This is a genomic window from Serratia sp. 121840015-1 (assembly GCF_053627655.1).
Genome location: NZ_JBSEYF010000001.1, coordinates 2,129,184 through 2,151,590, shown reverse-complemented (window position 1 = coordinate 2,151,590; position 22,407 = coordinate 2,129,184). Strand labels below are relative to the sequence as shown.

Sequence of the window (22,407 nt, the reverse complement as noted above, 5' to 3'; positions counted from 1 at the left end):
GATGGCTAAAATTGAAAAATCAGCTCTGCTCCGCAAAGTTATTCGGAAGTATGTATTAATCTGTGTTCATTCTTGTCTGAAAAACAAGTAATATCTCTGGCGAAAACAGAGGCTGATTGCGTTACTCCCTTTTTTTGGAGATTTTTCCTTGATTAGCGTTCTTCTTGTTGATGACCACGAACTGGTGCGCGCAGGGATACGACGCATTCTTGAAGATATCAAAGGTATAAAAGTTGTCGGTGAGGCCCAGTGCGGTGAAGACGCCGTAAAATGGTGCCGTGGCAACGCTGTCGATATCGTGCTGATGGACATGAATATGCCGGGCATTGGCGGGCTGGAAGCCACGCGCAAGATTGTGCGTTATGCACCCGACGTCAAAGTCATCATGTTGACTATCCATACTGAAAACCCGCTGCCCGCGAAGGTGATGCAGGCGGGGGCCGCCGGTTACCTGAGCAAGGGCGCCGCGCCGCAGGAAGTGATTAACGCCTTGCGCTCCGTGCATGCGGGGCAGCGCTATATCGCGTCTGATATCGCCCAGCAGATGGCCCTGAGTCAGCTGGAGCCCCAGGCCGAAACGCCGTTCAGCTGCCTGTCTGAACGCGAGTTGCAGATCATGCTGATGATCACCAAAGGCAAAAAAGTGAATGAGATCTCGGAGCAGTTGAGTCTCAGCCCGAAAACGGTGAACAGTTACCGTTACCGCATGTTCAGCAAACTGAATATCAGCGGCGACGTCGAACTGACTCACCTGGCCATCCGACATGGATTGTTCAATGCGGAGACGTTGTTAAGCAGTGAATGACCGTTTTGATGCCAAAGCCTTCCTGAGTACCGTCACCAGCCAGCCCGGCGTCTACCGTATGTACGACGCCACGGGCACGGTGATCTACGTCGGTAAAGCCAAAGACCTGAAAAAACGTCTCGCCAGCTATTTTCGGCAGCAGGTCAGCAGCCGTAAAACCGAGACGCTGGTTAAAAATATCGCGCAAATAGACGTAACGGTTACCCACACCGAAACGGAAGCGCTGTTGTTGGAACATAACTACATTAAATTGTACCAACCGCGATATAATGTTCTTTTGCGCGACGATAAATCTTATCCGCTGATTTTTCTCAGCGCGGATACCCATCCCCGTTTGGCGGTGCACCGCGGCGCCAAACACGCCAAGGGCGAATATTTCGGGCCTTTTCCCAACTCTTATGCCGTGCGTGAAACGCTGGCGCTGCTGCAGAAGCTGTTCCCGATCCGCCAGTGCGAAAACAGCGTGTATCGTAATCGCTCGCGCCCCTGCCTGCAGTATCAGATCGGCCGCTGCCTGGGCCCTTGCGTCGCCGGCCTGGTGAGTGAAGAAGAGTACCGGCAGCAGGTGGACTACGTGCGGCTGTTCCTTTCGGGCAAAGATCAGCAGGTGCTGCATCAGCTGATTGCGCGCATGGAAGCAGCCAGCAAACTGCTCAATTTCGAAGAGGCGGCGCGCATTCGCGATCAAATTCAGGCCGTGCGCCGCGTTACCGAACGGCAGTTCGTGTCGGGCGACAGCGACGATCTGGACGTGATCGGCGTGGCGTTCGACGCCGGTATGGCGTGCCTGCATGTGTTGTTCATCCGTCAGGGCAAGGTGCTGGGGAGCCGCAGCTATTTCCCTAAAGTGCCGGGCGGCACGGATATGAGCGAAGTGGTGCAGACCTTTGTCGGCCAGTTCTACCTGCAAGGCAGCCAGGCGCGTACGTTGCCCGGCGAGATCCTGTTGGATTTCAGCCTGCCGGAAAAAGACCTGCTTGCGGAGTCGCTCTCCGAGTTGGCGGGGCGCAAGATCCAAATTCAAAGCAAACCGCGCGGTGACCGCGCCCGTTATCTGAAGCTGGCGCGTACCAACGCGGCAACGGCGTTGACCACCAAGCTTTCGCAACAGTCGACGATCCATCAGCGGCTGGCGGAGCTGGCCAAGGTGCTGAACCTGACGGAAATCAACCGTATGGAGTGCTTCGATATCAGCCACACCATGGGCGAACAAACCGTGGCTTCGTGCGTGGTGTTCGACGGTAACGGCCCGGTACGCGCGGAGTATCGGCGCTACAATATCAGCGGCATCACCCCCGGCGATGACTACGCGGCGATGACGCAGGTGCTGAAGCGCCGTTACGGTAAGGCGCTGGAAGAGAAAAAGATCCCGGATGTCATCTTCATCGACGGCGGCAAAGGGCAGCTCGGCATGGCGATCGACGTGTTCAAATCGCTGAACGTTACCTGGGACAAGAACAAGCCGCTGCTGATTGGCATCGCCAAAGGCGCCGATCGCAAGGCCGGGTTAGAAACGCTGTTCTTCGTGCCGGAAGGCGAGGGGATTTCGCTGCCGCCGGATTCGCCGGCGCTGCATGTGATCCAACACATCCGCGATGATTCGCACAATCATGCGATTACCGGCCACCGGCAGAGAAGGGCGAAAGTCAGAAATACCAGCGCACTGGAGCTGATTGAAGGCGTAGGGCCGAAACGGCGCCAGGTGCTGTTGAAGTATATGGGCGGACTGCAACCTTTGTTGAACGCCAGCGTGGAGGAAATTGCAAAAGTGCCGGGTATTTCACAAGCATTGGCAGAAAAGATCTACAATGCATTGAAACACTGAGGGCAATGTAGCAACATACTCTTAATTTCCACTCTAGCCAGATAGTTACCGTAGCATTATGCAATTGAATATACCGACTTGGCTTACCCTGTTTCGCGTAGTTCTGATCCCATTCTTTGTGCTGGCGTTTTATCTGCCGTTCAGCTGGGCTCCGATGGTTTGCGCCGTTATCTTTGTGTTTGCCGCCGTCACCGACTGGTTTGACGGCTTCCTGGCACGCCGCTGGAAACAAACGACGCGCTTTGGGGCGTTTTTGGATCCGGTTGCGGACAAAGTGATGGTGGCGGTGGCGCTGGTGCTGGTGGCGGAGCACTACCACAGTTGGTGGATCACGCTGCCGGCGGCCACCATGATCGCCCGTGAAATCATCATTTCGTCGCTGCGAGAGTGGATGGCGGAAATTGGCAAACGCAGCAGCGTGGCGGTGTCCTGGATCGGCAAAGTGAAAACCATGGCGCAGATGATGTCGCTGGTGGGCTTGCTGTGGCGGCCGGACCGCTCCGTAGAGTATGTGGCGATCGGTTTGCTGTATATCGCGGCGGTGCTGACTTTCTGGTCGATGTTCCAATATTTGAATGCCGCGCGCAACGATCTGCTGGAACCGTGATCGATGCGCTGCAAAAATCGGCAAACGATCGTGATGAGCCAACAATTTTATTGACTCATCACGTCAGGTAAGTAGAATGCATCGCATCAGACGGCAACGATGAATTGCAGAAAGTTAGCAAAGAAATCAGTCAGTTCTGGTAATGCGGGAATAGCTCAGTTGGTAGAGCGCAACCTTGCCAAGGTTGAGGTCGCGAGTTCGAGCCTCGTTTCCCGCTCCAAACATTAGCTTGTTGAATCCCGGTGATTCAGCAGGTAAGCGAAAGGGGCCTCGGCCCCTTTTTCGTTTTCTACTCCCTCTCGCTTTCTGTACCTCACCCCTCTTTAATCAGCGGCTATGTTTCTGGCCGTCGATTCGATATACCGAAGCAACAGAATCGCGCATTTCTCTTCCTAATGATGTACTTTTTCTCTCCTGACAAATAGTCTGGATATCTAAGCGACCGATCAGGCATTGTCGCCACCCGGCGATGATGAACAAGCGACTGCAGGAAGGGATATTTCCGTGAGTCTGATAACAAGGAGGTGGCTGTGGGTATGCACCGCATTTTGTGGATCGTCATGGTAACGATAGGGTGGTCTTGGTCAGCGGAATCGACAGCCGGCGACACCGTCGCGTTCACCGTTGAAACTTACGCGCTGCATTATCCGTATGCGAGCCCGACAGATAATCAAGCCGCGCTGGCCGCGATGATTCAGGGCTCGGGAGTGACCGGGCATTATTGGAAGCAGAGCAGGCGCTTAAAGCTTACGCGCTGCATGACCGGCGTGACGTGTTACCCCTCACCGCATTTTGCGGATGACATAATAGACCATACGGTGACCGTGCGGCCGCAAATTATACCTGGCCCGTCGGAACAGCAGCCGACGCGCCTTACTTTCAATCTCCCTGTCAGCCACCGTGGTGCGTTGCTGGATGGGGTCACTTTGGTGCTGCCTCTGAAACCTGTGTGGCGCCAGCCCAGTGTGCAACAGGCGTTGCAGCGCGCAGAGGTTGCCTTACCTGAGTATGCAAAAAACCGGCATGCTTTGAGCATGGGGGCTTCGGTGTCTGTCAATCTCGCGCTGCCGAAAACGCCGGGGGAATTTGGGCCCACGCTGAACTATTGTGCGGAGATCCCGAACCCGTTGAGCTGGAGCCACTCCGGGGTGCTTTCGATGAGGGTCCTCGTTCAGCAGGCGTCACGCACAAATAGGCCATGGCCGTTTATCGAAAACCCCTGGACTTCGGCCAATCATGGAACGGGGGAGAGCTGCGCAACCTGGCGGCCTGAGGTGGAGAATAGCTACCTGTGGCATAACGAGTAACAAGGCGCCGTTGGACGCTCGTTTTCTTTCTGTGGCCAAAGCCGTTCCGATGAGGCAGAAACTCGATCGTGGTCTCCCGCTAGCGCTCGCCTGCTGGATGCCGCCGTTGAACGATGCAAGAATGAGCGGCAGAATTTTGGCTAGGCCGGGAGGATCGCCATGCAGGAAGAAAATAAGACGGCGCACGACGCCATCCGCTTTACCGCTGCGGACGGCTATGTGTTGGGCGGCAGCTATTTTCCTGCATTGGGCGGTAGCAATACGCCGGTGCTGATTTGCCCCGCCACAGGCGTTAAACAAGGGTTCTACTATGCCTTTGCACAGTGGCTGAGCGAGCAGGGGCATCCGGTGATGGTGTTCGATTATCGGGGCGTCGGCGTTTCACTGGCGGAAGCGCATGTCCGGTACTCCAAAGCCCGTAAACAGGACTGGGGAGAGTGTGATATGCCGGCGGCACTGAACTGGCTGCTGGCGAAAACGGCTGCGCAACAGGCGCATGTGATCGGGCACAGCGCTGGCGGGGTTGATGCCGAACCACCATGCCGTGCGCAGCCTGACGGCGGTTTCCGCTTCTTCTGGCTATATCGGCAATATCCGTTGGCCGTTCAGGGCGATGGCGATCGGCTTGATGTGGGGCTATATTCCGCTCTCGGTACGGCTGCTCGGCTATGGGCCGGCAAAGTGGCTGGGGTGGGGAGAGGATTTACCCGCCGGCGTCGCCCGGCAATGGGCCGCTTGGTGTCGGCGGCCGGGCTACGTGGAAAATGCCTTTGGTACGGAAATTCAACGTCATTACTATGCCGCATTCCAGGCACCGATCGCCGTGGTTGCCGCCGCCGATGACGTGCTGGTAACGCCGCGCAGTATCGCTGACTGGCTGCGGCTGTTGCCTAACGCGCGACATGCCGTCCACTTGCTGCAGCCGGCGGAGGTTGATGGTCAGGCGATCGGGCATATCAACATGTTCAGGCGCAGCCACGCTGCGCTTTGGCCGCGGCTGAGTGCTGGGATATCGGCAAAGTGAAGTGGTCTGTCTGCATGATGAAAGAGCGTTTATGGTGAGGAGCTGAAATAGGCCCAGCCTGATACGGATGGACTGCGAATACGAAGAAGGGAGCCCGATGGTTTCAAAACTGAGTACGGTAGAGTTTATCATCGGCAATATCTCTGCGTCGGGTAAGCTTTCGGCGAAGAAGATGTTCGGTGAGTAGGGTATTTATTGCGCTGAGAAAATGGTGGCGCTTGTCTGCGATGATCGGTTGTTTGTTAAACCGACGCAGGGCGGCAAAGCGTTTCTGAACGAATATTCAGAAGCGCCGCCTTATCCGGGTGCAAAGCCTTGTTTTGTGATTCCGGAAGAGAAGTGAGGCGATAGCGCCTGGCTTTCCCAATTAATCGCGCTGACTTATGTTCAGCTGCCTGCGGCGAAGGAAAAGGTCTCGAAGAAACCCACTTAAGCCTATGGATTGGGGCGCCCGCCGGGTAGGGGCCTCATTATTGCAATCCTGCCGGTATCATTAAGGAAGCGGGAACGGGAGGGAGTATGAAGTCTGGCGCTATACGGCATCTGGTCAGGAGACTGGCAGGATGCATATTGTTCTTCGGGCTGGTCGCCCCGCCGTTGGGGGGCATGCTGATGCTGCTGCTGATGACGTTTGGTATCAGTGGCTATGTGGATCCTGGGTACTTTAACGTCGGCGATGTGCTGGGAATGCTGGTGTTCATTGGGGCTTTTTCCTATGCGCTCGGTTTTCTGCCGGCATGTTTGGTGGGGGCTATCGTCGGAATCGCTCATCCCGGCATTCGCCGATTGCGGTGGTTTCTGCTGTTATGCGCGGTGCTATCCGCCGTTGCTCCTGGTTTGCTGAATGCCGATCAGCGTATTTTTGGTACGATCGCGGTTTTGCCGGGCACGATCGCTGGGTTTTTATGGTGGCGCCGGAGGTTGCGCGATGCCCCCCATGAGGATGTTATGCACGGTACCCCATCACCATAAGCAAATGAAAAGCCGGAGAGGGCGCGGGTAAGCGATTCCTGCCGAGAAAAAAGAACCGATTTGCCCGTGAATTCCTGAGCCGATGCATATAAAATCAACATTCCGCTTGCCTTTGCGTCGGCATTGTGAACAGTGCGCCCATAAAATAAGCAGTTGAAAGCGTTAGAGAACTTTTTGCTATTTCGGGGGGTTGCCAAGGTGGGGGGTTTAGTCCATAATGCAGTCCATCGATTCGGCGGTAACGAAATAAATTACTTAAGAATCAGATGATTAGGATAAGCGATTTCAACATCGCCAACCAAAAGAACAAAACGAAGTGGGTGAATCACCGGCTTTGGCCTGAAAAGGCAAACAGAATAAAGGCGCGTTAACAAAGCGGTTATGTAGCGGATTGCAAATCCGTCCAGTCCGGTTCGACTCCGGAACGCGCCTCCAACTTTCCCGAGCCCGGGTGGTGAAATCGGTAGACACAAGGGATTTAAAATCCCTCGGCTTATGGCTGTGCGGGTTCAAGTCCCGCCCCGGGTACCAGGGAATAAAAATACCGAATAATCAAAGCAATAAGTAGTAATGTCGTAACCGCCGAGAGGCGGTTTTTTTGTGCTTTAAATCACCATTCAGAACATCTTCAGAAGATGCTTTCAGAAGATAAATCCCGAAAGCAGCATACTTATTCATCCTTTCTGATTGCCAACCACTGGCACTATCTTCACTTTGCGATCGTAAATTGCCGTCTGGCTCGCGTTTTTGTGGCCTGAGATCGCCTGCTTATCCGTCAGAGAACCGTCCAGATCAGAAATGCCTTTCGCCTTCAGGTCGTGGTATGTGAAGTCGAAATCCATATCGGGATTTGCGGCAATTGCCGCCAGCTTTGCATTGCGCCATTGGGTATTAAATCCATCGCGCGTGTAGCGGTTGCCGTTACGCTGGTGGATCACGTACACGCTGGAAATTCCGTCTTTGATTGGCAACGTGTCGGCCAACGTTATCGCGGCACGTAGTCGGTCTGACCAGGCTTTGATCTGCTTGGCGCCGGTCTTGCCCTGGCGGATAAAGATCCCAGGATCTAGGATCTGCGAACGACTTAACGCAAGCACGTCAGCCTGCCGGGCGCAGCACAGATAGGCGATCTCCATTGCAACTTTCACAGTATCAGGGGCGACCGCATAGACCGCATCGTATTCGGCGTCGGTGATATAGCGCTCGCGAGACTTCTCCTTAAATTGCCTCACCCCTTTACAGGGATTTCCTTTCACATATCCGCGCTCGTAGCTCCAACCGAATACCCGCGACATGAAGGTTTTTTCGCGGTTAGCCTGGGTTTTACTTTTAAGCCCTCGCTTATCCATGTATTTTCTTATGTGCTCCGGCTTTATGTTGTTCGGATCCATCTTCCCAAATACAGGCATTACCTTTTTTGCATATTTCTGATAATCCTTCTGGGAGTCGAAGGCTAAATCGGTAAATTCAGCAGAGCTTAGGAACCTATCAGCCAAAGTTTTGAACGTTACCTTATCCTCTTTTTGACTGGTAAATTTTTCGTATGCCACCCAGACGGCGGACTGCGTCACATCAAGAGGGCAGAGCCTTATAGTTCTGCCATCCGGGTGCTTGAATTCATAGGCGGACCGGCCGCGCGATACTCTAGACGGCATCCAGTTATCCGCGGGGTTTTTGCGCTTGCCGGCCATTTACATCGCCTCGAAATCTGGTTCTTCCGCCACAGGTTTCGGCGGTTCGTTACGGTATTTTACGGGGTTAAGGAAATGCCCCCATGTTGTTTTTGGATGACCGTCAGGGCGTTCAATAAAAAATATCCCGGCCCGGCGGAGAGCGTCACACTGTTTAGACTTATAATGGTGACCGGTCAACTCAATCATCTCTTCTTTCGTGATTATGTCGTGATCGTTTCGCATGGTCTTTCCTCGGTTCAATCATCCGGGCGATTGCGTCGTCGGTCACACGACACGCCAGGATAATATCTTGGTCACTGAGCTGCGTTTTCCTTACGCTTGCCGACAGTCGGCCGATTTTGAGATCGAAGTCAGAAAGTAGGCGTGCGCCTGGTTGCCATCGCTGCATTGTGGTTGCCTTGTTGTGAGGTGTCCCACAATGCTAGCGATGGTGACGGCCTATTTCTGATTAGACTTAATCAACTTTGGCGGCGGCCTGCTGCTGATCTTCACATCTGGCGGTAGGTTGTAGATAACCTCGCAACGTCGATCCGTCATGATGGTTCCTACGCGACCATCGGGAAGTGTGATATAGGCGGGGATGCCGCGCCGTTGTGAACGATTTAGCATCTGGTTACCTCACCTGCAGCGATGGCTCGCCGATTTCTATATGCGCGCCTTTGACTTCCACGCCGTTCTCGATTGCCTCTTTGATGGCTTTCTTGTCCGGCGCTACCACCGTTTGCACCGTCACCAGTTCATCAGGCAGCAGGTCGGCATTGTCGACCACCACGCTGGCGGAGCCTTTGCGCGCCGTGAAAGTATTTGCGATGGTTTTAATGGAGCCCTGGCCGCTGGCCAGCAGGCATGCCAGAACATATTTACGGATCGACTTTGCGCGGTTCTCGAATGACTTTTTACGGTCGGTCAGGCGTTTGATTTCCGCCGCCAGCGTGTCGGCCTGCCCCTCAATATTGCGAACGTGGATAAAAGCGGCGTCCAGCTTGTCGCCGAGTGCCCCCTCGATACCTTCCAGGGTGTCGGCGATCATCTCCGGCGTCAGATCGTCGGAGGTTTCGATCAGCTCATGAAACTTGGCGTAATCAGCTGCTAATGCAATGGCGGTAGTACTCATGATGCTTTCTCCTCGGTCAATGCGGCGATGCGTTCATCTTTCAGTGCGGTCAGGCGGCGCAGGCGGCCGGCCAGGTATTGGGCAAACTCTTTATCGCCTTTGCCGTCGGCGGCCTTGCGATGGGCTTCAATCTCACGGGCGACAGAACCGTGAACCTTGGTCGCCTCATTGGCTGTAACCGCACCTTTGAGGGTCTCGGCGACTTTCGCCAGATGCTCGTCCAACTCTTCGCGCATGCGGGTTACACCCTCGGCTTTCTCGCTGGCGTTCTTGAGCGCGAACTCTGCATCGTTCTCCTGGCGGTAGGTCAGATCGTCGTACAGGCCGAGGAACACGTCGGCGGAGAAGCCGAGTTGTGACAGGGCTTTTTTGGTGGCGTCGGTGAGAGACTTTTTCGGCGCTTCACCGTCGCTGAGTGGCCCGTTTTTGCTCTTGTAAACGTATGGGGTGCAGCCATAAGCGATCACCTCGCCAGTCTTACCGCTGTGCTTGTACCACAGGCGGATTTTCACGGTGTGGTTTACCTCACACAGATAACCGCCGGCGCCGTTCGGAATGATCTCTTGAATAAAGCTCCCGTCCTGCTGCTTCACCGATCGCATGATTGGAGCGCCGTTATCGAAACGCTCTTCGATGATTTCTACACCCCAGTTAATGCCCTGTGGCCCGAATACTTTGGTGGCCTGCATCACCATGTATGTGCCGTTGATCGATGTCCCGCCGCCGTTATTGCTGAATGCCTTGGTAAACTTGGCATCGGTCTTATAAACGCGGTTCCAAATTCCGAGGTTGTCGCCATCCTCCGCCGATTGCTCAGCGATTACCTGCTCAACCTGCGCGGCGCGCTGCTGGAAATCGTCGGCTTTCAGCTGCTGCGCCAGTGCTTCGGCGCGGTCGGCGTTTTCTTCCGCCTGCTGCAGTTGCGGGGATTTCTCCGCTGGCGCGTTGGCGTAAACGCCATAGCCCATCTGATCCAGTTCCTGCTTGGCCTGCGCCGCTGCAGCGTCGGTAACTATCTGCTGCTGCGCCACTTCCGTTTTTTCACCCTGATTTGAGGCGGCAGATTGCGCCGTGTCTGGATCCGCATGCTGCTGCTCACCGTTGCCGATCAGACCTTCGATAGAGAAGCGGCCGCCGAGATTTTCCACTGCTACCGGTGGCGCGTTCTTTCCGTAGCTCTCCAGCTCAGGACATGCAGGGTGACCAGCAAGACGGGATTTCACGAAGTGCAGGCGTTCGGCGTCGTCGCTGATCAGCTTGAGGTTTTTCAGACCGTCGGAAATGATGCCGTGGCGCACATCGGTTTCGACGTTGAGAATGCCGACGATCACACGCAGTGATTTGTCCCAAGCGCGCCAGGCATTATCGCGGTTGGCGATGATCTCTTTGGCGTTCTTCACATCGGCCGCTTTCGCCTCAGCAGGATTAACACCCATGATCGACAGTGCCGTATGCATGCTTAGGGTGTTGTAGTCGGCCGCGCCGCCGATATTGTCGGTGCTGGTGCTGGTGCTGGTGCTGGTGCTGGTGCTGTTCTGCGTTAGATTTTCGCGATCGTCAGGCTTGTCGACCCAGGCCTGCGCGAATGCGATGGTGGCCTCTTCGGTCGGCATGGCAGTAGTATTCCGGAACAGTGCTGAAACCAATTTGTAGACGGATGCGGGGTACATGGCGCCGACAGCGGGAACTGATACAAGCCCGTCGATCACCGCGCGCATGCCGGTATCATCTGGCGTTTCCTCGTCATTGAGCAAATCCACAACAAGCGATAACTGGCTATCATCGATCTGGGCATCACCGTACATCACAACGGCGGCGATCCGAACGTTGGCAGGCTGCGCCATCAGGTCGATAGGACCGGCCGGCACTTCCGGCTCTGGCTCTTTTGGCGTCCACGCGCTGCCGTCGAATACGTTCTCAGCGGCAAACTTTTCATCGAACTGACCGACGGCCGGGCGAGGGTGGCCGGTCTGATCTTCGACAGTTTTCGGATTGAAGAAGTTGTCGCCGCCCTCCGGGTAGGCTTCGTACAGTTTGCCGGTAGCGATGCTTTCGGCCGCGCGTTTGTTTGGCGCTTCCAACGCGATCACCAGCGGCACAGCGCCGTTAACCTGGGCCTTTTTCTTAGGCTCAAAAAGTGAAATGTAGATAGGCATTTTGGGTCTTTCCTCTGTTAAAAATCGGCGCTGGTCAGGCGCCGGGTTGGGTTAAAACTTGTCGCGCGCTACGGCTTTCACGTTGTCGCAATACCAGCTATAAAGCTCACGTTGGCGTTGCTGCAGGGTGTCAGGCGTCGCCATCATTACGGCCATTAACAGGCGGTCGCGGGTGTCGGCGGCGGTGCCGTCGATGTGGGTGAAAACTTCGATCGCCTCGTCGGAATAGCCGTGCGTCGCCGCGGCTTCGAACTGATCGCGCTGGCTTGCTGGATCGACTCCATACCACAGCACCAGCTCTGATTTCAGGTTATCCATTTCGATATCCATGGCCACGCCCTCAGTACGGGAGTTCGTCGGCGTCGGCTGGGCAGTGCTCAATGCATAGCAGCTGCTGAATTTGATCGTCGATCTCTGCAATACGCTTGCTTGTAGAATCGTCCAGCCGTGCTTTTTCCAGCTGCAACGCTTCGACCTGTCTCCCGATGATGTCGATCGGCTCTGGCTGGTTAACGTCGACGTGGGTTTGGCGAGTTTCAAGCAGCACGTATTCAGGGAACTGCGACATGTCCATGGTGAATACGGAGATTTTTTCTTGTGTGAACTGGCTAACGTTCGCGTGGATGTAGAGCGTGACGGGTATCCGTAGTGCTTTCATAGCAACTCCTGATATACTGGCACCGATCGGTAGTGCCTTGTGGTGGTATCGGTCTTTCCTAACGCCGGGGTGGTTCCCGGCACCCGTTGAAGGTTTGGTCGCCTTCAACCATCTCCCCGGGATGTAAACTCGGGGTAATTAGCCCGCCTAGCGCGGGCTTTTTACTGCCTAAAATTAGGTGCCGGTCTTTCCCGGCCGTCAGGGCTGGTGAGGCCCGATGGTCTTTCCTCGGTTAAACACTGGTCAGGTGCTGCAGTCTATTCCTGCTGTCAGATCGTGGCTGATCAAGCCTATGGTCTTTCCTGATTTATGCGGTGTGAAAAAAATGCCCCGACGCACAGGGCGAAGACTACACACAGCAATGGTTTTTTCGGTTGTGGTGGCCAAGAGCAACGCCCCGAAGCCCCCGGCATTCACCACTATCAAAAAGAGCGATCCTGTCCGCTATTGGCGAACCCTCTCCGGGATTCGGTACTAACGTTCGCCGGGTGAGATACAGTTTTGCACGCCCGCGCTCTTTGATAGTGGTGCTCCGTGACGTGGAGCGGACGGGCGATGTTTAAGCCTCACGGGGCATTCTTTAACCGGGATTACGCCGTCAACCGGTTTCACTGCCGTGACAGGGAGGGTTACTTGCCGTTCGCCTTCTCCAAAACACACCGGCTGACGCCGGGCGGCCCGTTTCGAATCAAATTCTTTGCCGTGTATCGCCCGGCCGGCGGAACTGTTTCTGAACAACCGCTGCAGGGTTAGTGCGCTGTTGATGGAATTAGCTTAACCAAAGGTAAGTTATCGGTCAATGCTTTTTACTTGCAAAAAGTTAAGTTGCAAGACACATTAATATAACCAACTGAATTATTGACTATTTTTTAGTTGATTTTTTTCTCGTCATTAACAGCTCTTCAAACAGTGCATTAAAGCCATCAACTTTGAGTTCCAAGTCCATTATGTGACGTTCCTTTTCAGATTCAGGAAGAGAATCAAAGAGATCGAGCAGTTTTTTTTGCCTTTCATCAAGCTCTGTTGGCAATTGGTCCGCCGGCAGTGGTGTACTTTCTTTGTCGCCATAGAGTAGCCAGGTAGGCGAGCACCTTAGGACCTTGCTGAGGGTGAATAGGTTTTTTCCTTTCGGTTCAGTATCTCCATTCTCCCACTTAAAAATAGTGACGTGCGAGACCCTCACAGCATCAGCGAGTTTTTGCTGTGACATTTGGAGTTCGGTTCTGCGCGCTCTAATGCGTTCGTTAAGGCTATCGGTTTTCATAGGGGTTAATATAAATTAGATTGACTTAGCATTTGTTAAGTCATAAAGTCCAAATCAAAGTTAATGACAGGAGGTAAGTGTGCACAAAGAAGAAGCTATAAATTTCTTTGGCAGCAAAACCAAGCTAGCCAAAGCCGCGGGAGTCTCCCAAGCATCCGTTTCACGCTGGGGAGACATCATCCCTGAGCGTCGAGCAGCCCGTTTAGCAGAGCTAACCAATGGTGCTCTTAGGTACGACATGACCTTGTACGGTGCTGAGAAGCAATCATCGGAGACAGATTAACCATAACCCCCACCAAAATCTGATTAAGCATAATCAAGTTTTGAGCGACAGGAGACGCGAAGTGGAAAACATCGAGATTCTGAAAGACGAGATTACAGCCTGGGCGGCTGAGCGAGGACAGGAACATGTGGCAATCGAGATCAGCCGGATGTGGTTCCTGTTCGGCGCCGAATCGGAAACGGTTCGCCTTCACCCGATCGAGGATGATTTCGGTCGGGCGGATTGGCGCGCCATCAACAACAACCGTCAGCAGATTTTCCGTTGGCTGCGTGGTGAGTCTAAGGCCGCCCGGGCGAAGGTGCGAGAGCTGGCCGACGCTATGGCCGCGGCGCTGCCGGCTGAACGGCGCGCAAGGTTGGGCGGCGTGTCCGTGCAGTATTTACTGTCGGTGGCCATACGTGAGTTTGCCGCGGCGGTGATCGCCATTTTGCTTGGCGCCTGCGATACCCCTCAACGGATAGCGGGGGCGCTAAACGCTCTGCAAGATACCCAGCGCCTGACCAGCGCGCAGTAACAACCAGATTCTAGGAAAGGCCAATATGCAAACTGATCACATCACATACCGGAATGGCTGGCGCCTTAATGGCGTACCTGCCGACGCCGCAGAGATTAGACCGATTTTCGAAGATCGCCAGGCTGCCGCGCATGCTGTCTGGGAGCAATACGAGCAGCGCAAGGCCGCACTGCGAGAAGAAAACCTATCGCCGGAGCAGTACCAGGATGCGTGCCGCCAGCTTGCAGACTCGCTGGGGATCTGATCATGAGTATGGAAATGATGGTGCGGGCCATGAAAATCAAAGTCGGCAACCCGCTGCGCAAATTGGTGCTGCTGAAACTGGCCGACAATGCCAGCGATCAGGGTGAATGCTGGCCATCGGTGCCTTACATCGCCGAGCAGTGCGAGATCTCCGAGCGATCGGTGCAAAATCACATTCGACAGTTGGTCAAAGATGGGCTGGTGCGCATCGAAAAACGCCTGGCGGAGAATGGGCTTAATCGCTCAAATGTTTACCACATCACCTTATCTGGCAATGGTGCAAATCCTGCACCCTATGGTGCAGCTCCTGCACCAGGTGGTGAATCTCCTGCACCAGGGGGTGGTGCAGCTCCTGCACCCAGAATCAGTCACTCTTTTGAATCAGTCAATGAACCGATTGATGGTGGATCAGCTGGCGCTGATCACTCTGAGCAGCAACAGGCAGATCGGATGGATTATCAAAAAATCCTCAATATCTACCACGCCACGCTACCGGAAATGGCTTCGGTGCAAATCCTGACGGATAGCCGTAAGCGTACGCTGCGCAACTTCTGGAAGAAATTCAAATTCAACGAAACCCGGTGGGAGCTTTACCTGCAGTTCATCGCTGAAAATTGCCGGTGGATGCTGGAAGACCGGCCGAACGGCCGCGGTGGCCAGTGGCGCCGTAAAAACTTCGACTACCTGATCACTGAGCGCTGCTATGTCGCCGTGAAAGAGGGCCGCGCCGATGATCGATAACCTGCCGACCGCGCCGTACAACATCGACCTGGAGCAGGCCATTCTCGGCAGCCTGATGCACAACACGGAGCACGACAGGGCGGCGGCAGTGTTCGGCCTGCTGAAACCGGAATCGTTCTACCTGGCGGCGCACCGGATAATTTTCACTGAGCTGCGCGCGCTGGTGAACGCCAGCCGACCGACTGACCTGATCACCCTGAGCGATTCGCTCGAGAGCAAGGGCGTGCTGGAACAGGTAGGCGGGTTCGCGTACCTGGCGGAAACCGGCCGTAATACCAGCGTTCCCGCGATGGTCAGCTATGCGCATGCCGTGCGTGAGAAAGCCGTTCTCCGCTACGCGCTGGAGAAGCTTTACGCCTGCGTTGAACTGGTTGGCGCTAACAACGGCATGGATGCTGCGAGCAAACTCGCCAGCGTACAGCAGATGATCACTGCGGTATCCGACCATGCAAGAACTGGCAAACGCGGCGGCTTGCGCGTTGCGGGGGAAGTGATCGGCGAGTGGGTGGATGAAATGGATCGCCGCTTCCAAGACCCGGACAGCGCCGCCGGCCTGACGCTGGGTATCGAGAGCCTCGACCGGCTGATGTACCCGAAACAGGTGCTGCGTGGCGCGCTGGTTGTGGTGGGAGCCCGCCCGAAGATGGGTAAAACCGCGCTGTACAACAAAATCAGCGCGCACTTTGCGTTGAACCACCGACTGCCGACGCTCGTTTTCAGCCTGGAAATGACCGACCGGGGGATCATCGAGCGAATGGTCGCACAGGAAGCCCGCGTGAAATCGGAGATTTTCTACGTTGGCGCCCACGACGACAGCGATATGGCGCGTGCCATGGCCAAGGCCACCGAGCTGGCCGAGTCAAATCTGATGATCGACAGTACGCCGGGCGTAACGCTGGCGCACATCGTGGCGGAGTGCCGCAAAGTGAAGCGCCAGCGCGGCACGGTGGGGCTGGTGGCGATCGACTACCTGACCCTGATGAAAGCCGAGGAAGCCGAGCGCCGCGATATTGCGTATGGCGATATAACCACGGGCCTGAAAAATCTGGCCAAAGAATTGGATTGCCCGGTGCTGCTGCTGACCCAGCTGAACCGCAAACTCGAAGACCGCGCCGACAAGCGCCCGGTGCCGAGCGACAGTAAAGACACTGGCCAGATCGAGCAGGATTGCGACGTGTGGATCGGCCTGTACCGCGACGCCGTATACACCAAAGGCGCCGACCCGCAGCTGATGGAAGTGATTTTGCGCCTGAACCGCGAGGGCGCTACTGGCACCGCGTATGCGCTGCTGGAAAACGGATATATCCGAGACATAACCGACGAGGAGGCCGCGCGCCGGGCGCAAACCGGGCAAGCGAGAGAGCGGCGTTACGCCGACAAGAACGAAGCGACAAAGAGTTTTTAACCGGCGCCTGACCAGCGTGATATTGACCAAAAGGAAAGACCCATGAGCACTACAGAATTAATTTTCGCGAAAAAACCTGGGGCAGAAGTCATCGATGACGGCTGCGATCACACCGCTCTGATTATCTGGCGCATGAACGCTAATGCCCGGGCACGTACCGGTTCGACATTCGTCTTGCCGCCGGTTCCTGAACAGGTTGTGCCTCCCAAGTATGCCAAAACGGCGGCCAAAGCCGATAAGCGTACGGCCGGCAAGAAAAAATCCTTAAAAGTCGATTTTCCCACTCGTAACTTAGCGGCGGTAATGATGGGTAAAACCCTGACTTATCGCGGCATCATGACGGCCTTGGATACGTATTACCCAGAACATGGCCTGACGCAGCGACACCTGCAGACCCGTATCCTGACGATGATCAACTCCCCTCATGTCGAGATCACCCGACACGAAAAACCGGTACCGGAATTTACCCTCACTCACGTTGACGGGCAGTTCTACGTCAACTCTGAGAACCAGCAGCATTTAGCAAGAGGGTGACCTATGGCCGGGCAATCGGATTATCTGCCGCCCGGCTTGCCATTCAATCGAGGCGCCTGGACGCAGGAATAACGCGATTTAGAGCAGTTCGACCTGCGCGCCTGTGGACTGATTCGCGACTTATTCGCGCGCAAGATCAGCCGTACGAAGGTGCTAGTGGCGATTGAAGAGGCGCCGGATCAATACCGGGAACATTTCAGAGCACGCCTGAATTACTGGCGTGATCGCAGAGAGGGGAATGCGCAATGAAAAAACTAATCATCGGGCTAACAGTTTTGTTACTGGTGGGCTGCGACAAGATCGCCATACCTACCGGCGTAAACTCCGCAAATGCACTAACTCGTTACGTGGATAACGCTAACGGAGTGATTTGTTATCAGGCGCTGTACCAATCCAGCACCGCCATCAGCTGCGTGCAATTGGATCGTGAGGTGCGTGATGCCAGCAAATGAACTGAGCCTCGACGGCAAAAGCATTTTGGATATGTGCTGCGGCTCCCGCATGTTCTGGTTCGACAAAGAGGACGACCGCGCTGTATTCAGCGATAAGCGCAGCGAGAGCCACACCCTGTGCGACGGTCGGAAACTGGTTATATCACCCGACATGATCGCCGACTTTACTGCGCTGCCGTTTGCAGACGGTAGTTTCTCTGTTGTCGTGTTCGACCCGCCGCACCTGGAGCGCGTAGGCCCCAATGGCTGGCAGGGGAAGAAGTACGGGAAACTCGACCGTGAAACATGGCGCGATGAACTGCGTGCCGGGTTCGCCGAAGCTTTCCGGGTGTTGCGGCCACACGGTGTGCTTATCTTCAAATGGAATGAAACCCAGATACCGGTTAGCCAAATCATCGCTCTAACAGACGAGAAGCCAGCTATCTGGCAACGCACCGGCAAGAACGATAAGACGCACTGGATCATCTTCGTAAAATCGAGCAAAACAGCAAGGGAATTGAAATCATGAGCATTTGGCCAACAGAGGTTCAGCAGTGCGCGTCGTCAGTGTTGCCTGTTCATGCGTTGAGCGGTGAAGAACAGCAGGGTGTCCTGCAGAAAATTAATCAGATGTTCCTCAACCGCGTCAGTCCGCAGGAAATCCAGAAAACGGCGCACGCCTGGGCGCGCCAGAAACAGATCGTCGATTTCCGTCCTGACGCTGTTGATAACGGTTTGGTTGTGGTTGGGTTCGCTGGCGGTGGCGGCAGTTGCGAAGGTATCAAGCAGGCACTGGGTTTCGAACCGCATATCGCGATGAATCACAACCCGGTAGCCATGGCTATGCACGCCGTGAATCACCCGCGTACGCTACATTATCCCGAGGATATTTTCAGCGTTGATCCGAAAATATCCACCGGTGGCCTGCCGGTGCTGCTGGGGTGGTTCTCGCCGGACTGCCGCCATTTTTCGAAAGCGAAGGGTGGGACACCGGTTAAGAAAGAGATCCGTGGTCTCGCCTGGGTGGTGCTGCGCTGGGCGCTGGCGGTGCGGCCGCGCTATCTGATGCTGGAAAATGTCGAAGAATTCCGATCATGGGGGCCGCTTAAAGCCGACAAAAAAGGCAATCTGTTCCCGGATCCGGCATACACCGGGGAAACCTTCAGGGCGTTTATCGGCATGCTGAGCAACGGCGTGTCGCCAGATTGTCCGGCGCTGGCTGAGGCATGCGAATTTCTTCGCATCGATATCGACAGCGACGACGCCCGCCGTCTGGTTGCTGGGCTGGGCTATAACGTCGATCACAAAGAGCTACGCGCATGTGACTATGGCGCCCCAACCATCCGCAAGCGCCTGTTTGTCGTCAGCCGTTGCGATGGTGAGGCCGTTGTATGGCCGGATCCTTCGCATGGAGCGCCGGACAGTGCCGAAGTGCTGGCGGGGCAGCTGCAGCCCTACCGCACCGCCGCCGAGTGTATCGACTGGTCAATCCCCACACGCAGCATCATGGGCCGCAAAAAGCCGTTGGCGGACAACACGCTGCGCCGGATCGTGAAAGGGTTAAAACGCTACGTTATCGACTGTCCAGACCCGTACATCGTGCAGATCGGGCAAACAGGGGTCGGCGGCGACGGCCGGCAGTATGCCACCGGTACACCTCTGACGACAGTTACAAGCAAAGCCGAGCACCTGTTGATCGAGCCGTTCGCTGTGAAGTGCAATCACACCTCAAACCGAACCAAATACGATTGCTTCCGGGGCCAGTCCGGCCGCCTGCCGCTGCAGACGGTAACACAAACCCATGGTTTCGCCGTGGCGGCACCGGTGGTTGTGCGCCAGTTTGGGAACAGCACCGGCCAGCGCGCCGATGCGCCGGTGGGCACGATCATGCCTGGCGGTGGCGGCAAAACTCAGTTGGCCAGCGCGGTGTTGGTGGGTGCTGGTGGTCCGACATACTCCGGTAAGCCGCGCAGTATCGGCGCGCCAATGGCGACTATCCCGACGGAATCGCATACTGCTCTGGCATCGGCATCGTTAATCCAGATGGGCTATGGAGAACGGAAAGGGCAGTCGCCGCGCATCCTGAATATTCGCGCGCCACTGGGAACCGTCGTTGCTGGCGGCATCAAGCACGCCGTTGTAGCCGCCAATCTGATCAAGCACTACGGCGGGAACTACACCGGCGCCGGGCTGGGAATGGACGAGCCTATGCACACGGTGACGCAGGTCGATCACCACTCGCTTTGTACGTCGCACCTGGTGCAGCTGCGTGGCACATGCAAAGACGGGCGGCCGACGAATGCGCCAGCGCCAACCCTCACCGCTGGCGGCAATCATATTGGCCACGTGACAGCGTACCTGCAGAAATACTACGGCAACGAGAAAGACGGGATCGACGTCGATGCACCGATGCACACAGTGCCGACGCATGATCGGTTCGGCCTCACTGAGGTGAAATGCGAGCCAACGCTGATCAACGACGACCAGCGTTATAACGCCTGGTGCTGTGCGCGACTTATGGACGAATTCAGCGACGAGCCGGACGACAGTCACTTGTTCCCGGCGCCACGTCTGCAGTTTATCCAGGTCGGCCAATACATGGTGGTCGATATCTGTATGCGCATGCTGGAACCGCGAGAGCTGTATAACGCCAACGGCTTCCCGCGCAGCTACATCATCGATCAAGACATTGATGGCACACGTTGGCCTAAATCGGAGCAGGTGGCACGTTGTGGGAACTCAGTGCCGCCGCCGTTTGCTGAGGCGTTGGTACGGGCGAACATGCCGCAATATTGCGTATGGAAGATGGCCGCATAACACAAGCACACCCCGCCATTGCGCGGGGTTTTGTGTGGTGGATAGGTAATTAGTGCTGGTTGGATATACAGTAAAATGGGTGGCATGATATTCACAGGATGAAAAGTTGATCGTTAAAACCGATCGATATGACATTCAGCGATCTGCGCTGCCTATTTGACCTGACAAAAAACAAGGACTTAGCTCTAAAGGCATGCAGGGAGATGGAGGGATAACAAGTAAACTCAAAGATTGAGGTGTTTATGATTGATTTGAAAGAACTTAATGACCTTCTCCCTGATGATGGCCTTGTTTTAATTCGCAGAGAAAATGGCAAAACGGTAGGTATGCGTTTGGTCAATAGCGACGAACACATTTCGACCCTTAACGCGATGTTGGAAGTAGCAAAATCGGTGGGTTATTCGATTGTCGCCCCTGATGGAAACAAGCTATAATCAATGAGCTGGATTGAACACCCAGCTCATTCACTTCTGAACAACCGCTGCGCTACTGGAGACCCCCAATGGCGCAGCATTCGTACACAAAGACAGCAGGAAATCTACTGGTGCCGACCACTCGGGAAGCCAGGGACTTTTTGCAATCCAAGAAGATCGGCTCCGTTCTTTACGCCGACTTCAAACAGGCCCGAAACCCAGCCTTTCACCGTAAGTTTTTCTCACTGCTGAATCTCGGCTTTGATTATTGGCAGCCGACCGGCGGTACCATATCGCCTGCAGACAAAGCACTGGTAAACGGATACGTAAAATTCCTCGCGTATTACGCCGGCGGTGAAGATGCGCTTCAAGCCGCCGCCGATGAATACCTTGCGGATGTCGCAGAAAAGCGGGCCGGCAATATCAGCGCCGAAAAATCCTTCGAGGCTTTCCGCGCCTGGGTAACTATTCAGGCTGGATTCTACACTGAATTCATCATGCCTGACGGCACCAAACGCCAAGAGCCCAAATCGATATCGTTCGCAAAAATGGACGATATCGAGTTCGGTGAATTTTACAAGTCTGTCCTCGACGTGCTCTGGAACTATATTCTGTTCCGCACCTTTCCCGATCAGCAATCGGCAGAAAACGCAGCCGCCCAACTGATGGGGTACACCTCATGAGTAAATTAACTAAAGAAGCCCGCGGACGCGAATGCCAGGTGAGGATTCCCGGCATCTGTAATTTCAACCCAGAAACAACAGTATCGGCTCATTACCGGCTTGCCGGCACGTGTGGCACGGCAATAAAGCCAGATGACGCGCAAGCGGCCTGGGCGTGCAGTGCATGCCATGACGAAATAGACCGCCGAACGCGCTTTATCGACGCGAACGACGCCAGACTTATGCATGCTGAAGGAGTTTTACGTACTCAGGCCATTTTGCGTAGGGAGGGCAAACTATGAATACCGATGGCCTGAAATTGACCGAAGATCAAGAGGCGTGGCTGCATCCCTGGTTGGAGCGGTGGGGGGCATGGGTATATACCGGCCGACTGGAGCGTCGACAAAGCAGCATCATTGCAGAGTACATGGCAACCGTAGAGCCGCAACAATATCCAACGCGACCAATATGCAACGACGATGATGGCATGCTAATCACTCGAGTCGTGGATCAACTTTACGCTATCGATCGCCGTGCATTCGGATTGTTGTTGAGCCGCTATGTGCATGGCTCATCGGATCGGGCTATCGCTAAATACTACCATGCTGTTGCTAAGCCACGACAAATGTCTCGGCGGTGCGGCTCACCAGCCTACCGGAAGCCGTCACACCGAACCTGCAGGCGGGAAGTGGCTGAAATACTAAGTGCAGCTGAGTATTTATTGTATCAACCATTGCAAAATGCATTTATTGAACGCGAACAGGAGCGAAAAAAGAAAAAATTGACACGAACGTGTTGACATTATTGGACCAATGGTCCAGTATTCCGGCATACGCTGCCATTTGTGTGTGCGTAACCCGATAACAACCCGCCTTGCGCGGGTTTTTCTGTTTCTGAGCCTCGACAAATCGTCGGGGCTTTTTCGTATCTACCACCCG

General features: G+C 55.1%; 26 protein-coding genes, 3 tRNA genes and 2 pseudogenes. 24 read left to right on the top strand and 7 right to left on the bottom strand.

Features of this window, described 5'->3' with window-relative positions:
* The first annotated feature begins 148 nt into the window (after nucleotides 1-148).
* From uvrY to ACUXAC_RS10490, 10 genes and pseudogenes are all read left to right on the top strand, one after another.
* A complete protein-coding gene (gene uvrY / locus ACUXAC_RS10535) occupies nucleotides 149-805 on the top strand; it encodes a UvrY/SirA/GacA family response regulator transcription factor (RefSeq protein ID WP_004927947.1) in 657 nt (218 codons plus the stop codon).
* Nucleotides 798-2,630, top strand: coding sequence for an excinuclease ABC subunit UvrC (gene uvrC, locus ACUXAC_RS10530; protein WP_072271027.1), 1,833 nt, complete (start codon nucleotides 798-800; stop codon nucleotides 2,628-2,630). Before uvrY ends, uvrC begins: the two co-directional genes overlap by 8 nt.
* Before the next feature lie 58 nt (nucleotides 2,631-2,688).
* Nucleotides 2,689-3,237 (top strand): CDP-diacylglycerol--glycerol-3-phosphate 3-phosphatidyltransferase, encoded by a 549-nt coding sequence (gene pgsA / locus ACUXAC_RS10525; protein ID WP_033642639.1) that lies wholly within the window; start codon nucleotides 2,689-2,691, stop codon nucleotides 3,235-3,237.
* Nucleotides 3,238-3,381: 144 nt separating this feature from the next.
* Nucleotides 3,382-3,457, top strand: a tRNA-Gly gene (locus ACUXAC_RS10520).
* Between the two features lie 316 nt (nucleotides 3,458-3,773).
* The gene (locus ACUXAC_RS10515; RefSeq protein WP_060419592.1) at nucleotides 3,774-4,544 is read left to right on the top strand and encodes a hypothetical protein; all 771 of its coding nucleotides are present in this window, start codon (nucleotides 3,774-3,776) and stop codon (nucleotides 4,542-4,544) included.
* Between the two features lie 159 nt (nucleotides 4,545-4,703).
* Nucleotides 4,704-5,054 (top strand): annotated as a pseudogene (locus ACUXAC_RS10510) (alpha/beta fold hydrolase); the annotation flags it as partial.
* 16 nt (nucleotides 5,055-5,070) lie between these two features.
* Nucleotides 5,071-5,568 carry a hypothetical protein gene (locus ACUXAC_RS10505; RefSeq protein ID WP_387442720.1) on the top strand — a complete coding sequence of 166 codons (498 nt, stop codon included), beginning with the start codon at nucleotides 5,071-5,073 and terminating at the stop codon, nucleotides 5,566-5,568.
* Between the two features lie 519 nt (nucleotides 5,569-6,087).
* Nucleotides 6,088-6,540 (top strand): hypothetical protein, encoded by a 453-nt coding sequence (locus ACUXAC_RS10500; protein WP_102984888.1) that lies wholly within the window; start codon nucleotides 6,088-6,090, stop codon nucleotides 6,538-6,540.
* A gap of 361 nt (nucleotides 6,541-6,901) precedes the next feature.
* Nucleotides 6,902-6,975 (top strand) — tRNA-Cys (locus tag ACUXAC_RS10495).
* A gap of 10 nt (nucleotides 6,976-6,985) precedes the next feature.
* A tRNA-Leu gene (locus ACUXAC_RS10490) sits at nucleotides 6,986-7,071 on the top strand.
* Between the two features lie 143 nt (nucleotides 7,072-7,214).
* Here the strand turns inward: ACUXAC_RS10490 and ACUXAC_RS10485 are convergent.
* From ACUXAC_RS10485 to ACUXAC_RS10455, 7 genes are all read right to left on the bottom strand, one after another.
* On the bottom strand, nucleotides 7,215-8,231 hold the full coding sequence (locus tag ACUXAC_RS10485; RefSeq protein ID WP_454266648.1) for a tyrosine-type recombinase/integrase: 1,017 nt from the start codon (nucleotides 8,229-8,231) through the stop codon (nucleotides 7,215-7,217).
* Nucleotides 8,232-8,456: a DUF4224 domain-containing protein gene (locus ACUXAC_RS10480; protein ID WP_060424873.1), complete on the bottom strand. Its 225-nt coding sequence runs from the start codon at nucleotides 8,454-8,456 to the stop codon at nucleotides 8,232-8,234.
* Between the two features lie 391 nt (nucleotides 8,457-8,847).
* A complete protein-coding gene (locus ACUXAC_RS10475; protein WP_122004081.1) occupies nucleotides 8,848-9,348 on the bottom strand; it encodes a siphovirus Gp157 family protein in 501 nt (166 codons plus the stop codon).
* Nucleotides 9,345-11,504 carry a hypothetical protein gene (locus ACUXAC_RS10470; protein ID WP_454266647.1) on the bottom strand — a complete coding sequence of 720 codons (2,160 nt, stop codon included), beginning with the start codon at nucleotides 11,502-11,504 and terminating at the stop codon, nucleotides 9,345-9,347. Before ACUXAC_RS10470 ends, ACUXAC_RS10475 begins: the two co-directional genes overlap by 4 nt.
* A 51-nt stretch (nucleotides 11,505-11,555) precedes the next feature.
* Nucleotides 11,556-11,834 (bottom strand): hypothetical protein, encoded by a 279-nt coding sequence (locus ACUXAC_RS10465; protein ID WP_443022120.1) that lies wholly within the window; start codon nucleotides 11,832-11,834, stop codon nucleotides 11,556-11,558.
* A gap of 10 nt (nucleotides 11,835-11,844) precedes the next feature.
* Nucleotides 11,845-12,162, bottom strand: coding sequence for a hypothetical protein (locus ACUXAC_RS10460; protein WP_454266646.1), 318 nt, complete (start codon nucleotides 12,160-12,162; stop codon nucleotides 11,845-11,847).
* A gap of 862 nt (nucleotides 12,163-13,024) precedes the next feature.
* Nucleotides 13,025-13,426: a helix-turn-helix domain-containing protein gene (locus ACUXAC_RS10455; RefSeq protein WP_261456198.1), complete on the bottom strand. Its 402-nt coding sequence runs from the start codon at nucleotides 13,424-13,426 to the stop codon at nucleotides 13,025-13,027.
* A gap of 79 nt (nucleotides 13,427-13,505) precedes the next feature.
* Between ACUXAC_RS10455 and ACUXAC_RS10450 the strand changes: the two genes are divergently transcribed.
* The 14 genes and pseudogenes from ACUXAC_RS10450 to ACUXAC_RS10385 all read left to right on the top strand — a co-directional run bounded on the left by ACUXAC_RS10450 (nucleotide 13,506) and on the right by ACUXAC_RS10385 (nucleotide 22,268).
* Complete coding sequence (locus ACUXAC_RS10450) at nucleotides 13,506-13,709, top strand: Cro/CI family transcriptional regulator (protein ID WP_261456199.1); 204 nt, start codon at nucleotides 13,506-13,508, stop codon at nucleotides 13,707-13,709.
* Between the two features lie 61 nt (nucleotides 13,710-13,770).
* Nucleotides 13,771-14,223: a toxin YdaT family protein gene (locus ACUXAC_RS10445; RefSeq protein ID WP_060424914.1), complete on the top strand. Its 453-nt coding sequence runs from the start codon at nucleotides 13,771-13,773 to the stop codon at nucleotides 14,221-14,223.
* A gap of 25 nt (nucleotides 14,224-14,248) precedes the next feature.
* Nucleotides 14,249-14,467: a hypothetical protein gene (locus ACUXAC_RS10440; protein WP_060424860.1), complete on the top strand. Its 219-nt coding sequence runs from the start codon at nucleotides 14,249-14,251 to the stop codon at nucleotides 14,465-14,467.
* A gap of 2 nt (nucleotides 14,468-14,469) precedes the next feature.
* Entirely contained in the window at nucleotides 14,470-15,207 is a 738-nt protein-coding gene (locus ACUXAC_RS10435) for a helix-turn-helix domain-containing protein (protein WP_060424859.1), read from the top strand.
* A complete protein-coding gene (locus ACUXAC_RS10430) occupies nucleotides 15,197-16,612 on the top strand; it encodes a DnaB-like helicase C-terminal domain-containing protein (RefSeq protein ID WP_454266645.1) in 1,416 nt (471 codons plus the stop codon). Before ACUXAC_RS10435 ends, ACUXAC_RS10430 begins: the two co-directional genes overlap by 11 nt.
* A 42-nt stretch (nucleotides 16,613-16,654) precedes the next feature.
* The gene (locus ACUXAC_RS10425) at nucleotides 16,655-17,146 is read left to right on the top strand and encodes a hypothetical protein (RefSeq protein ID WP_454266644.1); all 492 of its coding nucleotides are present in this window, start codon (nucleotides 16,655-16,657) and stop codon (nucleotides 17,144-17,146) included.
* Between the two features lie 3 nt (nucleotides 17,147-17,149).
* Nucleotides 17,150-17,395: pseudogene (locus tag ACUXAC_RS10420) on the top strand (hypothetical protein).
* On the top strand, nucleotides 17,392-17,598 hold the full coding sequence (locus ACUXAC_RS10415) for a hypothetical protein (RefSeq protein WP_454266643.1): 207 nt from the start codon (nucleotides 17,392-17,394) through the stop codon (nucleotides 17,596-17,598). Before ACUXAC_RS10420 ends, ACUXAC_RS10415 begins: the two are co-directional and overlap by 4 nt.
* Nucleotides 17,585-18,106 carry a class I SAM-dependent methyltransferase gene (locus ACUXAC_RS10410; RefSeq protein WP_454266642.1) on the top strand — a complete coding sequence of 174 codons (522 nt, stop codon included), beginning with the start codon at nucleotides 17,585-17,587 and terminating at the stop codon, nucleotides 18,104-18,106. Before ACUXAC_RS10415 ends, ACUXAC_RS10410 begins: the two co-directional genes overlap by 14 nt.
* The gene (locus ACUXAC_RS10405; protein WP_454266641.1) at nucleotides 18,103-20,394 is read left to right on the top strand and encodes a DNA cytosine methyltransferase; all 2,292 of its coding nucleotides are present in this window, start codon (nucleotides 18,103-18,105) and stop codon (nucleotides 20,392-20,394) included. Before ACUXAC_RS10410 ends, ACUXAC_RS10405 begins: the two co-directional genes overlap by 4 nt.
* A gap of 242 nt (nucleotides 20,395-20,636) precedes the next feature.
* Nucleotides 20,637-20,828: a hypothetical protein gene (locus ACUXAC_RS10400; protein WP_436331148.1), complete on the top strand. Its 192-nt coding sequence runs from the start codon at nucleotides 20,637-20,639 to the stop codon at nucleotides 20,826-20,828.
* A 68-nt stretch (nucleotides 20,829-20,896) separates the two neighbouring features.
* Nucleotides 20,897-21,490, top strand: a complete 594-nt coding sequence (locus ACUXAC_RS10395; protein ID WP_310677627.1) for a DUF1367 family protein — start codon at nucleotides 20,897-20,899, stop codon at nucleotides 21,488-21,490.
* Nucleotides 21,487-21,771 (top strand): DUF1364 domain-containing protein, encoded by a 285-nt coding sequence (locus tag ACUXAC_RS10390; RefSeq protein ID WP_454266640.1) that lies wholly within the window; start codon nucleotides 21,487-21,489, stop codon nucleotides 21,769-21,771. The genes ACUXAC_RS10395 and ACUXAC_RS10390 overlap by 4 nt, the downstream gene beginning before the upstream one ends.
* Nucleotides 21,768-22,268 (top strand): antiterminator Q family protein, encoded by a 501-nt coding sequence (locus tag ACUXAC_RS10385; RefSeq protein WP_454266639.1) that lies wholly within the window; start codon nucleotides 21,768-21,770, stop codon nucleotides 22,266-22,268. Before ACUXAC_RS10390 ends, ACUXAC_RS10385 begins: the two co-directional genes overlap by 4 nt.
* The last annotated feature ends 139 nt before the right edge of the window (nucleotides 22,269-22,407 follow it).